This is a genomic window from Guptibacillus spartinae, from assembly GCF_028610625.1.
Taxonomy (GTDB): Bacteria; Bacillota; Bacilli; order Bacillales; family Guptibacillaceae; genus Guptibacillus; species Guptibacillus spartinae.
The window spans coordinates 57,181-71,961 of the sequence record NZ_JAQQWU010000013.1 but is presented as its reverse complement, the minus strand read 5'-3'; the positions used below and the strand labels follow the sequence as shown (position 1 = coordinate 71,961).

Here is a 14,781-nt window from a genome sequence, read left to right as displayed (position 1 = left end):
ACCTCCCAATAATAGGGGTGACAGAAGTATTCATTTTTACTCCTATTTCTCTGTGGAGTTATATGCCGAGACTAGTCTACGATTCAATTTAATAAAAAAATATTTATGTGTGAACTTCGCAGACATATAAGCCAGGATCAAGGTGAATACGATCGTGACACATAAAAATAGGCAGTGCATGGCAGTTTCGCTATCTTTAGTCGTTTGAAAGATGATATACCCTACTCCTGGTGCGGATATAACTAACGGTATCCATCTTCCGCTGTTGTACCATTTTTCTGACTCGTTTCTTTTATAATCTAATTTGGAATATTTTTCGATTTGATACTGAATTAAAATAACGATAATGAAAAGGTCTATCCCGGTTAACGTTATGTAATACCATACATTTGTTATCCCGATAAATACATAGGATACTTTAAAGCTTGTTATAAAATAACAAATGGTACTGATAATAGAGAACACACTCAGAAAAAGCGTCGTTTCCACACGCGTCGAGCGAGGATCTTTGATTAATAATCTGATTGCCCATAGATGAATAAATAATAAGAGAGGGATGGTGATAATATAAATAAGGTTAATCCTTGGATAAAGTAATGGTAATACGCACATATCCAACAAGATAAAGCAAAACATACTAACTGTCGCTCGAGTGCTATCAGGTGGAAGCATAGAGAGATGTTCTTTCATATAATCTGGTATGTTTCGGTACTTTTTGTTGTCAGGGATTTTAAGCATGGTAGCCTCCGTGGGTAAAACGAATTAATCATGTTTTTCGAATTTCTTTCTTCTGTTTTTACATAGGGATGAACTAAATCTTCTAATAGAAACTACGGATTTTCTTAAGAAAGGTTTCATTCTACTAAAAGGTAATATGATTATAATCGTCCTAATCGGGAACGTAATAAATAAGCGCAGTACCTTTTTTAAACGAATGTTCATACTTTTGCCATAACAAAAACGAGATTGGCGCTGTTATAATTAGGATAGAAGTCATGAATCAGTTCACCTAGAAAAGGAAAGAAGGAAAAATGATGAGCACAGAATCGGAATCTAAACTATTGTTTTCATTAAGCATTGTGCAGTTTATCCTATCTGCGTTAATATTGTTACTTCCAGTTATGTATCTGATTACTCCTGAAGAGGAGAATTTACTACTATATGGCATTATGGGATTTGGCGTGATTAATCTACTTGCTGGTATATCAAATCGAATTAAAGGCCAGCAGCGTTCAGGCATGTTCTATTCGATTGCGGGGGTTGTGCTCTTTGCGATTGGGATTAGTTTACTATTCTTTTAATTTTAACAGACCTATTCTCTTGTGAGAGTAGGTCTGTTTTGATTTTCGATTATATTTCCTCACTGAGCGTATAATTGACGCGTGCCATGAGATTGAGCGTTTCTTTGCGTACTTGAAAGTAAAGTTGTTCAAATTCTGCTCGATTTGCTTTAGGGTTTTCAAACTGGCCAAGTTGTCCCCACATTCCCTGGACAGCCTGCATGTTTTCAAAAAGCTGAAGGTCCATGGCTGTTTGCGGGGCTGGTGGAAGCAGTGTTGGAGAACCAAGACTTTCTAATTCTTCTAAAAGGATAGGGAGTGCTTCATGATCATAGGCCTGATTTTGGACGATATAATCGAGATCATTGAGCGTTGGGGCGATCAGGTACGTCATCTTTGTAATGCCTCTTTCTAAATTCGTCGCTTCTTCATAAGAGCGGTAATCGAGCTCTTGCCCCTGTAGTTGTGCTGGAGTGGCGCTAAGAATTAACTGGTACGCTTCCTCAATCTGCTTCTGATCGGTAAGCTCGTAGGCTTCCTCTTCTACGATTCCGATAAACGCATCACCATAATTTGTAATGTTGCGCATGTTTTCATTTTCTCCACTGACAATGGTTCGAATCGGTTTCTCATCTAACGCGAAGTAAATGCGTCCATCTTCATCCATGTATTCTTCGACTATTTCTTTTTGAGTGTGCTCGTATTCCATATTTCCATCTTCTCCATAAGGTGTTTCAATTGAAACGGTAGGGATTCTAAGAAGCTCTTTCTCTGTATCAGTTAAATTGTTCTTCTGTGAGGTAGTATCCGTGGTGGGAATTTCTGAATTGGTTTCGGCAGGTTTAGAATCTTTCTGCGGCTCATCTTGTAGACTGTCTTCTTTTGTTGCTTTTTCTTTCTCTTTGGGATCACTGTCATTCACATTGCTAGAAGTGGCAGTTGCATTGTTTTCTGAACTAGCCGCTTCTGCGCCTTCATTTTGGCTCGCATTTCCATTCCCGCTACAGGCCGCTAATAATCCGCATACCATTACGATCAATAGGTATTTTCTCATTCGACTAACCTCACATTCTCTTTTATTGTCTTTTCCTTTTATACCCATAAAAGCCAATGCTAAACAGGTAGATACGCCGAGAGAAGGTGATTCGACAGGATGTTACATAAACCGGGGAGTGACAGGCACTACTGGGTATTATCTACTAAAAAAGTATTTGAATATTTCGGAACATTCATTATAATCAAGATGAAGGGTGGAAATATTTAGAAGATGTCGGTTGAGGAAAGGTGGTGATGAAGAAAGTGAATGGCATACATAAAAGCCCCAGAATGTTTCGTCGTGGTGGACGCATTCTGGGGCAGTTGTTGGCGTGCAAACCAACAATATTCTTAGTATACCCTGTAATCGAGCGCAGGGGAACCGAAATGGAGAAGACGATGGAATCTTATACCCGAAAGTGGGATGGAAGGGAAAAGCGGTCATGGTTAATGATGAAACGATAATGAATGACTATGAAATTAGTAAAATGACTCGGGCGATTGTAGTGGCGAAGGAAATTGGTTTCAGTTCAAGGATTTATGACCGAACGGGTACCTATTTATCGAAGACGACCCCAGTAGATCTCATTCGCCAGGCGTGTCTTGAAGCAGGTGTGACGTATGAAGGGCGACGAAAAGCAGTGATCTATCATTTGAAATATGAGCAGCAAACGCCGATTATTGTTTCTACGTGGAATGGCATTTCGGTGTTTCCAACCGAGTCACCTGAGAGCCTTGAATGCTGCTGGGTCTTCTATCAGCACGTAAGGGACGCGTATGCTATGACAAAGAATTCGACAAAGATATTGTTTCAGGATGGCTTTGAATTAATCGTACCGGTTTCGAAAGGAAGACTTCAAAAACAAATGGAGCGCACGGGGCGCTGGGTGAGTCACTATTCGAATAATCCGGTTTATTGTTAGAGAGTAGAAGGGGTCAGGCACGTGCCTGACCCCTTTTTCTGTTAAACTATAGAATAATAGGTTTTTATTGGAAGGTGGAGGGCGGATGGCCAAACAAGAAATAGCTGATAAAGAGATGTTAGCGTATTTACGATTTAGAACACCGGAAGAAAATCAGGTTACTATCTTTTTTATGGTTTTCATTTTAATTGATTTTATAGGTTTCTTTCCCTACCTCATAGGACCGTTTTCTATCACATTCTTTGTAGCTGCGCTTGTGCCCGCGATCGTAATGAATGTGTGGATGATTGCTTATGTATTCGCGCCTTATAAATTGGAAGCGGGAACTGATCTCTTAGTTGGCGCTATTTCAATTGTGAGTGCTTATCACTATTGGCTAGGTAGTGAAAAATTATTGTATATTAATATGGGCATTCAAGGAAATTCTGCTTTTATTCTCGGACTGCTTCTTCTCCTACTTTTCATCACGTTTTTTTATTACTATACACGTTATCAAATTCGTATTGGTAAATATAAACGAAAAAGACAACATCCTCACCATCAAAGCGGTATCAGTATGTTGGGCTCGTTAGCAATAATTATAGCAATCACTCAGGTAGAGAATTTGATTGCTACTACGGAAGTGATGGAGATTTTTTTTATGATAGGACTCCTTTGTTTAATTTCGATCTTTACGTTGTTTTTAATAGGGAACTATCATCATTATCGCTTTACAAAAACCAACCACGACATCGTTCGTAAGGTTTACCCAGACTTTGGTAAGCGTAAAAAAGAACGAAAGATCCATCATCACTATAGTTTTGCTGTTATCAAAAATGACAAATTAACAGATGAAGAGATGATCACTATAACTGATGAATTAGGAGAATTTATTAATGTTTTTCCGGTGAAAAAAGAGACAATGGAGGATTTCGATGAAGAGGGTTTGCTCGATGTATTTCCTGGAGAAGTTAGTGAATCTCTATGTATCGTAGTAATGCGTGGAAATCAAGAGAACCTTGCCGAAGAAGTGAAAAAAATGGTCAGAACAAAGCGTTGGAAGTATTTCTTTAAAGGCATCCCTGAGAAAGAGTATGAAAAAGTAGAGGATCGTGTTCTCTTTGATCCGAGAAACGCTGTTTTTCAATCAGGCGATTTATCGGAAGTGAGAGGGTTTTTATTGAGCAAAATAGGATAGGAGATTAGAGCTGGGAGCAGGTAGGTGCCTGGCCCCTCTTACCTTCTTTCCAATAAATTGAAGGTTTAAAAGGGAGCATACTAGAAGTAGTTAAAATACGAGTATCTGACTGGAGGTGGATCGATGGAAGATGCCGCTTTCTGGATCACAACCGTTGGTGGTTTGTTGTCCCTCATTGCCTGGGGCTGGTACTATGCGTCTTTAGGAAAACGAATCGCAAAGGAAGAAGAAAAGGCCGGACGAGACTTAACCTATGAAATAAATCCGTTTACTGGCAGCTCCCAAAGTGCTGAGACCAAAAAAGATCGTAAATAAGTGAGACGTTTAAGACTGCGTTGAGGCGCAGTTTTTCTGTTAAATCGGAAAGGATGACAACCTATTTTGAATTTGAAGCTTGAATTAGAACAAATCGATCTAAACCATTCTTCAGTTAATTTAGATGCTTTAATAGAAGAAATGACTCTTCAAATTGGAAGTACAGATCCCGTGTTACGGGATGAACTTATTTATACAACCTTTGGAAAGCTTGTTATGGAAAATCATTTATCAGAAAGTCAGCTTACCAGACTGCTATCAACTTGCCTCAATGAAAACCATCTGTTCTATCATATTGGTGAAAAAGGAACAGACGCGGTGTTTACACGATCTTTCTCTGTACTTGTTATCGCTCTTCTTTTGGAAAAAGATCGAGAAACACATTTTCTGCAAGACGAGCAAGTAAACGACACAATAAACGCCTGTTTCCGTTATATAAGAGAAGAGAAAGATACGCGTGGATTTGTTGAAGGAAAGGGATGGGCCCACAGCATGGCGCATGGTGCTGACGCACTAACTGAAGCCGTGAAACATCCAGTCTTTCGTATGGAGAGCATGGCGGAATGTCTGGATGTGCTAGAAGCCTGTCTGTTTAAAGAAGCTGATTATGTTGATGATGAGGATGAACGTCTTTTGTTTGTAATAGAGGCGCTTTTGAATAAGGGGATGAAGGAGGAGCGGTTGAGCCAATGGCTAAACGAACTTCATCAAAGACTTGCCTCCCTTTTTGAAGAGAATGGTTATTGTGTGGGAAGCTTTCATAAGAAGAGGAATGTGCTTGTTTTTTTAAAAAGTTGTTATTTTCGGTTACTTATTACGAATGAATGTGCAGAGGCGAGAGGTATCATAGAAGAGATTGTCGAGCGCTGGACGAGAAAAATTTATATAGGAGAGTAAGCTTTAACCTTGGTTGATGACAAATAAAAAGATGGAGTGGTAGGTCGTGGAGTGTAATAGAGAGAATGACGGAACGGAAGAGCAGGAACTCTATTTGAAAAAACTTTCAACAACTGACGGATTAGAAGTCTATGAAATGTTGCAGGAAATTGAAGGTCATGACAATGGGTTTCGAAATGAGGTTTCTTTGCTTACCTATCAAGAATTCAAAAACTGGCTGGAACGGAACGAGAATTTTTCGAAAGGAAGAGAACTTGAATCTTGGATGGTGCCACAGACGACATTCTGGTTATATAGAGCCGATACACCAATAGGCTACGGAAGAATCCGGCATGCTTTAAATGAAAATCTGTCTAAAAATAGCGGTCACATTGGGTATGCATTGGGAAAATCCCATCGAGGAAAAGGTTATGGTCACACATTTTTGAAGCTGCTTCTTAAGGAATGTTTGTCAATGAGCATTCATCCTATTCAAATAGGGGTGGGGATTGAAAATATCCGTTCTAATCAATTAGTCGTAGCGAACGGTGGAAGGCTTTTATCTGTTACGAAAAATAAAAAAATTTATCAAATCTTTAAGGAAGATATGCATTTTCACTAGGATGAAAGAAGTCGTTTTCGTGCCATTATCATTACCAGCATTGATCGAATGATTCCGCTTAGCTCAAGCATTTTGGCTGGTCAGTTTCTGGTTGTCTTTATTTCTTTTTTATCTGTGCCTTTGGTGGGTGAATGAATAATTCTTAAAACGACGAAGTCATCGCACGTTCTTTCTTCTCAACCTTTCTCCTCGTTACCTCATCCCAAATAAAGAAAAGGGCAGAGCAAATGCTTGCGCCAAGAAATAAGCCCTGGGCAATGAAGAAGGTTGCGAAGCCGAATCCGAGATGAATGATAGCAGAGACGACGACACGAAAACGGTTCGTTTTCTCAGAAAGATAGTCTGCTAAGATTGAAACAGGGAGGCCAATTACGAGATTTCCAAGCAGGCTATAAAGCAAGACAACTAGGAAAGAAATGAATGTCAAAAATGAGAAGGCTTCTGCGCCAACCATGGGAAGTGAAGAGAATAGTAATCCAATTGAAAATGTGGTTGATGTAAGCAAAGCGACTCGAACTTTTCTCATCTTATGCTTAAGCACTTTATCGCGAAAATCAGGAAATAAGAAGGCGATGGCTAATAGTGACAGAAGCACTTGAACAAGAGGAGGTATGTCAGATAGAAAAATGAGAAAGATGAGCATGAGAATGGAAAAGACAAGAACCAAGCTATTTCCTTTAAACATAAGATCCCTCGTTTCTTTTAGTGAGCAATAAGTGTTTCAATTTATTCTTATATTCCTTTTTTATTGGAATTTTAAGCGCTTCTGAAGAGTGTTTTTAGAGATGAAGTTATTTTAACACATTTATCCAATTAGTGATGTTTAGCACAAATCATGTAGCTGTTCTTTTGAATTTTGGTGTAGTGGGTCCCTACACGAAAGCAATAAAAACCACTTATCCGAATCTCGAATAAGTGGTCTGTACTTAGATAAGCTTACTTCGAATCATCTTCCTCATCCATTTTCCACGAATAGCCTGATTTGCCCATATAATAAAGAAAACCAGCTGATGATAGGATCGTAAGCATCGCGATGAAAAGTCCCATTTTCTAACCCTCCTTCTTGTAGTATCACAGGAAGTACTCATTCACACCCTACTGTCTCTGTTGAATGATCGAATTCGCTATTTCCACCATATCTTCTTTCGTAAATGCGGCTTCTTCTCCCGATGGTGAAAACCCAACTAGTTTATAAAGGGCATTTTCATTTTGACTGATCCACATTAAGGTTAACATGTGCCCATCTTCCGCTTCTGAGAACATGCCTTTAACCTCGTGATCGAGCTCCTGATTGGTTTCCTCGAGTGTAGCATTCATTTCCTTTTGATCTTTCACCAACACGTTCAAACGGTTTTCATCTTCTGCATAATAAACATCAAATCCGTTCGGTTCAAATTTCGTATCAGCTGCCGCCTCGACAGAGCTCACAGAGAGTGGAATCGTCTCCATATCTGGAACGGTTATTTCCCCTCTAAAGCCATCTGATAACTTTTCAAGCTCCGTCTGCACTTCTGGATAATCCTCTGTTAAAGCGTCTAACTGATTTTCTTTAGGCGATTCCGCTTGCCCGCTACACGCGGCAAGCATCAAAATCAAACTAACTATTCCGATCACTCGTATTTTCATATAAAACAACTCCTCTCCTATGTACTACGAGAGAATTGTTCATAAGTTTCAGTTTCGCTACCATTTGTTAGTGTACTTCATATTAGAATGTAAAAAGTTTTTGACGTTTTTATTCCGTTCCCTTATAATGGAAAAGTAAAAGGTTTTTTACATATGAAGAGGGGTTGCGAATGAAAAATACGATTCGCTCGATGAGAAAAGAACTTCGTTTCTCTCAAGAAGAACTTGCGAAAAGGTGTGGGGTCACGCGGCAAACGATTAATGCGATCGAAAATGATAAATACGATCCAACGTTAGCGCTCGCCTTTAAATTGGCTAAGAACTTACAAACGAGTGTAGATCAATTATTTATCTTTGAGGGGGATATCAATGAGAAAAGCTGATGAAATGGAAAAGGATCATAACCTAAAATCTGCGCGAAATGCCTTTGTGTTTTATACCGCTGCTTTATTAATATGGGCAGTCATACACCTTATTCAAACAGGTGAGACAGGTTTTCCCATGACGATTCTATTAATAGGGACGGCTGTGTTCTGGATCTCGAGATCCGTATTATATAAGAAAACGCAGTAAGTGATGATAATAGAGAGGGGAAGCCATAATGCAATCAAGGAACCTGATTCAACTCATTGTTCTTTTTGTCACAATGATTCTGATTGGAGTGACGGTCTATCGCTGGATTCAGTTTGATCGAATTGATGGAGGTTCGATCTTTTTTAGTTTTCTAGCATTATCGTATTTTTTCAATACGTTAACATGGGGAAATCCGGAGGGGAATGAAGCAAAGGATGAGCGAGAGGAGCACATTACTCTGAAAAGTGCTAAGGTGAGCTATTTTGTTCTTATGATTGGTTCAGGACTTATCCTATTTATCTCTGAAGGAGTAGGCAATTTAAATGATATTGAAAATTTCCCGCTACTTCTTGTCGTTTGTCTGACCTTTGTTACGCTGCCGATTACGGAGTTTCTCTACGCGAAAAAATATCGATAGTAGAAAAAACAGCGACAGTCGATTAAGACGGTCGCTGATGCTCTTCCTAAGCTAATTCGCGTTCGTAAACCACTTCTTTTGTTTCGATATCAATGGCGTCTACTTTCATTTTGAGCACCTGGTTATCATCATTCTTTTTCGCGCCCCAGAGACGAATGTAGTTCTCTGTTTTATGATCAAGAAAGTTCACTTGAACGGTTCTCACTTCGCCGATTTCCGCTTCTTTATCCTCAATCCAGCATTCCTGGAATACCATCGTTTCTCTCGGTTGGCTTAACAAATAGTCTTGCATAATTTTTTCGTATTCAGGAAAATTCAGCTCTCCGTTTTCGAGACATACCTCATTAAAATCATTGAAGTTCGTAATATGGTAGCTTGCTTTCGGTTCGTTATTCATCGTATTTCCTCCTACAGGGCAAGTTTGATAAAGTACTCTTTCCCTAAATTGACTTGTTAAAAACACAACATATTTTATGGATCCATCATTCTATAAAAAGAAGGATTGTTTTACAGGTAACGTCCCACTTCTTGCTTTACAAGGGCTGTCTCAATTTATCCGTATTGACTCACTTGTTTCAAAAGGTCCGGTAAGACCCACCGGCATCTTTCATTATAGAAGTAATTGCAAAGTTGAAACTTTCTGAGGCCGGGAAACGTATAAGATAAAAAAGGGGGAGAGGAACATGGAAGCATTGTTAGTCATTTTCTTAGTCATCGTCTTTATTGCTCTCGGCATGACCAATTCAAATTCATCCAATCGTCGATCAGGCGGAGCAACGGATCATTCAAGCTACTACAGTGGAGGACACCATAGTTCAGATTTCGGCGGTGGCGATGGTGGCAGCTGTGGAGGGGGAGAATAGGCTGGTAAAGGAATCGCTTCAACGATAGAAGTTCCAACCGTTACAGCGACAAAAAAGAAATCGGAACTTTTGGTACAGAAGTGGTAAAATGAAGAGAGGTTCCATTACATATTAGTCTTGCTAAGTTGAAAGGAGCACCATGTGAAAACAGAGATCGTACAGTTAACGAAACCAACTGCTCAATTTGTTGACGTCTTGAACCGTTGGGAAAATGATCGGGAATTGATCCCGCTTATTCGCCCAAATAAAAATCAGGAAGAGTTCGAACAACGTGAAACCATCACACTTGATCGAGTAAGAGAACGATTGGAGTATCAGGAGATTTTTCAAATTCTTGTCAATGAAGAAATCATAGGGGAAATGAATTACATGGTGGACCCTCCTCATCTCTTTAAGCAAGAACCTGGAACGGCGTGGATTGGGATTACAATCGGTGAACCTGAAGGCCGGGGCAAGGGGATTGGCTTTGAAGCGATTCAATATTTAGAAGAACATATCTACCAGCAGGGCTTTAACCGCATTGAGCTCGGCGTATTTGAATTTAATACGAAAGCCTATAAACTTTACCAAAAGCTTGGCTATGAAGAGATTGGGAGATTGGAAGATTTCACATACTGGCAAGGTAGATTTTGGGCGGATATTCGAATGGAAAAATATTTATAGATGGAAATAAGGGGTGTGTAACCGTCTTTCGGTTAAACAGCCCTTTTTATGTTCAGGGAAGAAGCGAGAGGGAGCTGGAAAGAAGATAGATGCGCTCTTTTTCTACTGAGAGAAAAGCGGCTTGTTGGTTTTCATTTTGTGGATAATAGCCGAGAGTTTGCACGATTTTATTCTCGATTAAAAAGTGTATTTTGTAAGAAGGAAGAGCAAGATCGACATTTTCAGTACTCTCAGCATCTGTTTTTGCGAGAGCGTTACGTATGTGATCGATTTTTTTCTGAGAGGTGATTTCTTTTATAATTTTTCCTTCCCTTTCATATTGGTTGAGGGAAGGGGAGCGATCACTCACTTGGATGACGTTAATCTGCGTAACTTGATCATTCACCTGAAAATGTTGATTTTGGCAGCTTAAGAGTAAAAACAAAAGTAAAAGGGTGAGGGGTTTACGCAAATGGAGCACCTCGCTTGATTAGTGGTAAGAAGATTATAGCATATGGGGGTCAGGCACGTGCCTGCCCCCCACCTACTTAAGACCTATAAAAGGATAACACCAATCAGTATCACCGCAATGGAGAAAATTTTCCTTCTTGTCGCTTTTTCATTGAATAAGAGGATGCCAGCAAGCGTAGTGCCGGCAATGGAGCCTCCGGACCAAATGGCGTAGGCAAGGCCGATTTCAATTGATTGGACAGATAGAGTGAGAAAATAGATACATAGACCGAAAAGAAAAAAGGCAGTTATGCCTGGTATTTTCTTTGTAAAACCAGCTGAACGTTTAACCGAGACACTTCCTATAATAGAAAACACTAGAGCGAGGGTAAGGTAAATCATGAGACATTTTCTCCTTTTTTCATATTGCGAGACTTAGTATTTAAACCAACGATCCCAAGGACAATTAGCGTAATGGCTAGTAGTTTTATAAATGAAGTAGATTCGTGAAAGAGGAGAATGCCAGCAACGGCAATGATCACCGTACCGCCTCCTGACCAGAGAGCGTTAATAATTCCTAGATCATGATCTTTCGTGAGCAAAATATAAAAGACGATGGCAAGGACATAACTGAAGATTACAATAAGGGTTGGCCCCAAATGGCTAAATCCTTCCGTGTATTTCATGAACGTCGCTCCGATCACTTCAAATAGAATAGCAATGCCGAGCCATAAATAAACGTTTTTCATCGTATGCCTCCTGTTCTTGCTTGTTTCTGTATTGTTAGCATAACGCGTGAGGAAGAAGGGGTGGTAATATCAAAAAATGATCAATCTATAACTTCAGGTTATACTATAAAAAGAATGAAAAGATGGAGGAGGTTCGATCGAATGCTTCAACCATTAACATACTTTATTAAAATCGCAGATGAGCGCAGCTTCACTCGGGCCGCAAAAGCACTCTATGTTTCACAGCCAGCGCTAAGCAAACAAATGAAGAAACTTGAAGAAGAGCTCGGTTTTTCCTTGTTTAATCGATCTGTTAGAGGGGTCGAATTAACGATGAAAGGAAAAGCGTTTTACGAAGATGTGAAGCCTCTTTTTTCGCAAATTAATCAAACGGTTGACCGTTATAAAAAATATGAGCAGATCCGGTTTGGGTCGACACCAATCTTAAGTACATACTTTTTGCCAAGCTTTTACAAACAGCTTCACTATTCGAATGTCCATGTGACGGCGATTCGCGAAGATAGCCTTGACTTGGTGCCGCTGTTAACCTCACATGAAATTGACGCTGCGATTGTTCAAAATACACCTGTGATCGAAGGGATGTATTCTACTTTTTTGTTTTCAGAACCATTTGTGGCTGCGGTTCCTATCTCGCTTGCACTAGCAGAAAAGAAAGAATTAACTTTAGAAGAATGCTTTCGTTATACACAAATACTCCCTCCTACCGGCTATCTTTCTGAGCAGGTAAGAGGGATATTGACCGAGCGTATGGTTGAAAGTGATGTGTTGGAAACCCATTATCTCGGGATGGGAGGACTTGTAGCGCTTGGTATTGGCATTGCTTATCTCCCCAAAATGATGGCGGATGCGATTGAACAGAAGGGAGTCACCTTTCTTCCGTTAAAAGGAGAGCCGTTACAGAGAGAGATGTACCTCCATGCAAATCGTTCTGATCTTCTTCAGTTATTATCTGAATCCTTTAAACGGAGTTAACGATCAAGAGGTAGGGTGATCGTTACGACAGTTCCTTCACCGACTGTGCTATTAAAATGAATGGTGCCGTGATGTTCATGAATAATTTTATAACAAACGACAAGGCCAAGTCCGGTTCCTGTATCTTTATTCGAGAAAAATGGTTCACCGAGCCTCTCCAATCGTTCTTCTGGAATGCCGACTCCTTTATCTGCGATCTCGATAAAAAGATGAGTATTCGAGTGGCACGTTGTGATGGATAGAGGCCCACCGTCTGGCATCGCTTCAATCCCATTTTTGATGACGTTCATAAGCACCTGAGTAATCTGATTTTTTTCACAGTCCATCATAAGCGAAGGGATATGAAAAGCGGTTTGAACTTCAATTTTATTTAATAACAGTTCTGGATTCATGAGTGAAACGACATTCCGAGTTAAGGCCATAATATCGATTTTTTGATAGGTGACCGCTTGTGGTCTTGCAAGCGATAAAAATTCATTAATAATCGATTCGATGCGATCCATTTCAGAGAGCATGAGTTCAAGAATTTCATCATTAATCCGGTCTTTGTAGAGCTGAATGAACCCTTTTACAGAGGTTAGTGGGTTACGAACTTCATGCGCAACAGCAGCTGCAAGCTGACCGATCGCGGAAAGTTTTTCTGAACGTAGAAGAAGCTCTTCCGTTTTCTTGCGATCACGGATATCTCTTGTGATTGCGGACATAGCGGTCACATTGCCTGCGTGATCTTTAATGGGAGAATAGGTAACGCTTACGTCAATCAATGTGCCGTCCTTTTTCTTTCTGACCGTTTCAAAATCAACGACACCCTCACCGTTCAGAACAGATTGAATGATTAGACTCGATTCGTTTTCGTTCTGGTCTGGATAGATGGCATGTAAATGGGTAATCGTCTCTTCTTCCGTGTAGCCATAAAGCTCTTTAAAAGCTGGATTGACTTGAATGATTTCTTTTTCCAGGTTAGTGACGGAAATTGCATCAGCATTCGTAGTAAAAATAGATTCGATGAGCTCCTGCGTTTCAATAAGCTCCTTTTCTACTTTCCGACGCTCTGAAATATCACGACCAATCGCAATAAGGTATTTTCGCTGTCCACTGGGGTGAAAGGTAGGGAATTTAATGATTTCAAATGTCCCTAATTCGCCACATACCAGTTCGAGTTCATACTCATATTCAACTTTCCTTTTTTCTTCCCACGCCACGGTATCCGTTCTGGCATTGTTTTTTAGGAGATAGGAAGCATCCATACTACTGCAATTTAACTCTTCGCATGTTTTCCCTTTGTATTTTCCTTCCTCAATACCGAATATCCGTTTCGCGTAAGCATTCATTTCGATAATTCTAGAATTCTCATCTTTAAAAATAATAAATTCAGGAATGGAGTCAATGAGCGAGCGTAATTGCTCGGCTTGATCAATGGCATCAATTTGAGCGTTTTTAAATTCAGTAACGTCTTTTACAATTTTATAAGCACCGCGAAAATGTCCATTTGTATGAATGGGAATGGTTTTAATAAGAAGGTGAACCTTCTTACCTCGAACGTCACATGCTTCAATTTCGTAGGGACGCTGGTCACCATGGAGAGCTAATTCAAAGTGTCTTCCAATCGTTTGAATCGCCTGTTCGTCAATGGCTTGTGTAGGGGTGTTGCGTAAGTCATCAAGAGAGTAACCGAGTATCTGATAAAGTGATTGATTAACGAGCTTTAAGTGTAAGCGTTCATTGATAAAAGCGATTCCGTCTGGATTCTCGTCAATTAACGAATGAATTTGTTGCTTAAGCTCTTCAGACTCTTCATCTAGAGGTGGCGTTTCGTCATTGCTGTACTGCTGGCTTTCTTTAAAAATCGCTTCCTTATCTTCAACGATCAGGAATGTGAGTAGATCGTCATTAATAGGGGAGAGGCGAACCATTTCCTTTGTATGAGGAAGCGGAATGGAAAGAAATTCTCCAGGCTTCACAGAAAATGTTTGATTTAAATAGGGGGCTAGTTCGTTCTCTTTTATCCTTAATATGCTTTCGTAAGACTGTATGAAATCCATCTGTTCATAAGATGAAAATCTAGAAATTGCGTATTCATTACGATGGACAATGCCGCCATTCCGATTAATGACGATGAGGGGCAAGGGAATCGCATCGTAATGAGCAAAAAAGGAAGCTGTCATCATAAAAGTACCCTCCAGATCTCCTGTACTATTTGTCTATTATAACAAACGAAAAGGAGAGGGGGGTCAGGTACGTACCTGACCCCCTCTCCTTT

At 39.9% G+C, this 14,781-nt stretch carries 21 protein-coding genes; 12 read left to right on the top strand and 9 right to left on the bottom strand.

The features are described 5' to 3' along the window. Positions 1-42: 42 nt before the first annotated feature. Entirely contained in the window at positions 43-738 is a 696-nt protein-coding gene (locus tag PQ511_RS18805; protein ID WP_273853478.1) for a hypothetical protein, read from the bottom strand. A 296-nt stretch (positions 739-1,034) separates the two neighbouring features. On the opposite strand from PQ511_RS18805, the gene PQ511_RS18800 reads away from it, so the two are divergent. Then, entirely contained in the window at positions 1,035-1,301 is a 267-nt protein-coding gene (locus tag PQ511_RS18800; protein WP_273853477.1) for a hypothetical protein, read from the top strand. 49 nt (positions 1,302-1,350) lie between these two features. On the opposite strand, the gene PQ511_RS18795 is transcribed toward PQ511_RS18800, so the two are convergent. Beyond that, the gene (locus tag PQ511_RS18795) at positions 1,351-2,334 is read right to left on the bottom strand and encodes a hypothetical protein (protein ID WP_273853476.1); all 984 of its coding nucleotides are present in this window, start codon (positions 2,332-2,334) and stop codon (positions 1,351-1,353) included. Positions 2,335-2,647: 313 nt separating this feature from the next. Between PQ511_RS18795 and PQ511_RS18790 the strand changes: the two genes are divergently transcribed. From PQ511_RS18790 to PQ511_RS18770, 5 genes are all read left to right on the top strand, one after another. Next, a complete protein-coding gene (locus tag PQ511_RS18790) occupies positions 2,648-3,238 on the top strand; it encodes a competence protein ComK (protein ID WP_273853475.1) in 591 nt (196 codons plus the stop codon). An 85-nt stretch (positions 3,239-3,323) separates the two neighbouring features. Continuing rightward, positions 3,324-4,415, top strand: a complete 1,092-nt coding sequence (locus tag PQ511_RS18785; RefSeq protein ID WP_273853474.1) for a hypothetical protein — start codon at positions 3,324-3,326, stop codon at positions 4,413-4,415. A 123-nt stretch (positions 4,416-4,538) separates the two neighbouring features. Then, complete coding sequence (locus tag PQ511_RS18780; RefSeq protein WP_273853473.1) at positions 4,539-4,730, top strand: hypothetical protein; 192 nt, start codon at positions 4,539-4,541, stop codon at positions 4,728-4,730. Positions 4,731-4,796: 66 nt separating this feature from the next. Next, on the top strand, positions 4,797-5,627 hold the full coding sequence (locus tag PQ511_RS18775; RefSeq protein WP_273853472.1) for a DUF2785 domain-containing protein: 831 nt from the start codon (positions 4,797-4,799) through the stop codon (positions 5,625-5,627). 46 nt (positions 5,628-5,673) lie between these two features. Further along, complete coding sequence (locus PQ511_RS18770) at positions 5,674-6,228, top strand: GNAT family N-acetyltransferase (protein WP_273853471.1); 555 nt, start codon at positions 5,674-5,676, stop codon at positions 6,226-6,228. 142 nt (positions 6,229-6,370) lie between these two features. Here PQ511_RS18770 and PQ511_RS18765 read toward each other — a convergent pair whose 3' ends face one another. Both PQ511_RS18765 and PQ511_RS18760 read right to left on the bottom strand, forming a co-directional pair. Further along, positions 6,371-6,913, bottom strand: a complete 543-nt coding sequence (locus tag PQ511_RS18765; RefSeq protein ID WP_273853470.1) for a hypothetical protein — start codon at positions 6,911-6,913, stop codon at positions 6,371-6,373. A 410-nt stretch (positions 6,914-7,323) separates the two neighbouring features. Further along, positions 7,324-7,854, bottom strand: coding sequence for a hypothetical protein (locus PQ511_RS18760; protein WP_273853469.1), 531 nt, complete (start codon positions 7,852-7,854; stop codon positions 7,324-7,326). A 170-nt stretch (positions 7,855-8,024) separates the two neighbouring features. On the opposite strand from PQ511_RS18760, the gene PQ511_RS18755 reads away from it, so the two are divergent. Genes PQ511_RS18755 through PQ511_RS18745 form a run of 3 tightly spaced genes read left to right on the top strand, consistent with a single transcriptional unit; the run spans position 8,025 to position 8,845 of the window. Then, complete coding sequence (locus PQ511_RS18755; RefSeq protein WP_273853468.1) at positions 8,025-8,237, top strand: helix-turn-helix transcriptional regulator; 213 nt, start codon at positions 8,025-8,027, stop codon at positions 8,235-8,237. Beyond that, the gene (locus PQ511_RS18750) at positions 8,224-8,427 is read left to right on the top strand and encodes a hypothetical protein (protein ID WP_273853467.1); all 204 of its coding nucleotides are present in this window, start codon (positions 8,224-8,226) and stop codon (positions 8,425-8,427) included. Before PQ511_RS18755 ends, PQ511_RS18750 begins: the two co-directional genes overlap by 14 nt. A 28-nt stretch (positions 8,428-8,455) precedes the next feature. Beyond that, positions 8,456-8,845 carry a DUF2178 domain-containing protein gene (locus tag PQ511_RS18745; protein ID WP_273853466.1) on the top strand — a complete coding sequence of 130 codons (390 nt, stop codon included), beginning with the start codon at positions 8,456-8,458 and terminating at the stop codon, positions 8,843-8,845. 46 nt (positions 8,846-8,891) lie between these two features. On the opposite strand, the gene PQ511_RS18740 is transcribed toward PQ511_RS18745, so the two are convergent. Beyond that, positions 8,892-9,242: a hypothetical protein gene (locus tag PQ511_RS18740; RefSeq protein WP_273853465.1), complete on the bottom strand. Its 351-nt coding sequence runs from the start codon at positions 9,240-9,242 to the stop codon at positions 8,892-8,894. Between the two features lie 286 nt (positions 9,243-9,528). Between PQ511_RS18740 and PQ511_RS18735 the strand changes: the two genes are divergently transcribed. Together PQ511_RS18735 and PQ511_RS18730 are read left to right on the top strand one after the other, a co-directional pair. Next, a complete protein-coding gene (locus PQ511_RS18735; protein ID WP_273853464.1) occupies positions 9,529-9,708 on the top strand; it encodes a hypothetical protein in 180 nt (59 codons plus the stop codon). A 141-nt stretch (positions 9,709-9,849) separates the two neighbouring features. Further along, positions 9,850-10,371 carry a GNAT family N-acetyltransferase gene (locus PQ511_RS18730; RefSeq protein ID WP_273853463.1) on the top strand — a complete coding sequence of 174 codons (522 nt, stop codon included), beginning with the start codon at positions 9,850-9,852 and terminating at the stop codon, positions 10,369-10,371. A gap of 52 nt (positions 10,372-10,423) precedes the next feature. Here the strand turns inward: PQ511_RS18730 and PQ511_RS18725 are convergent, their stop codons facing one another. The 3 genes from PQ511_RS18725 to PQ511_RS18715 form a co-directional block, all read right to left on the bottom strand. Continuing rightward, a complete protein-coding gene (locus tag PQ511_RS18725) occupies positions 10,424-10,822 on the bottom strand; it encodes a hypothetical protein (RefSeq protein WP_273853462.1) in 399 nt (132 codons plus the stop codon). A gap of 83 nt (positions 10,823-10,905) precedes the next feature. Further along, positions 10,906-11,202 carry a DMT family transporter gene (locus PQ511_RS18720; protein WP_273853461.1) on the bottom strand — a complete coding sequence of 99 codons (297 nt, stop codon included), beginning with the start codon at positions 11,200-11,202 and terminating at the stop codon, positions 10,906-10,908. Then, entirely contained in the window at positions 11,199-11,549 is a 351-nt protein-coding gene (locus tag PQ511_RS18715) for a DMT family transporter (RefSeq protein WP_273853460.1), read from the bottom strand. The genes PQ511_RS18720 and PQ511_RS18715 overlap by 4 nt, the downstream gene beginning before the upstream one ends. A gap of 141 nt (positions 11,550-11,690) precedes the next feature. On the opposite strand from PQ511_RS18715, the gene PQ511_RS18710 reads away from it, so the two are divergent. Continuing rightward, on the top strand, positions 11,691-12,521 hold the full coding sequence (locus PQ511_RS18710; RefSeq protein ID WP_273853459.1) for a LysR family transcriptional regulator: 831 nt from the start codon (positions 11,691-11,693) through the stop codon (positions 12,519-12,521). On the opposite strand, the gene PQ511_RS18705 is transcribed toward PQ511_RS18710, so the two are convergent. Continuing rightward, positions 12,518-14,689 carry a PAS domain-containing sensor histidine kinase gene (locus tag PQ511_RS18705; protein ID WP_273853458.1) on the bottom strand — a complete coding sequence of 724 codons (2,172 nt, stop codon included), beginning with the start codon at positions 14,687-14,689 and terminating at the stop codon, positions 12,518-12,520. The genes PQ511_RS18710 and PQ511_RS18705 overlap by 4 nt on opposite strands. Positions 14,690-14,781 lie beyond the last annotated feature (92 nt).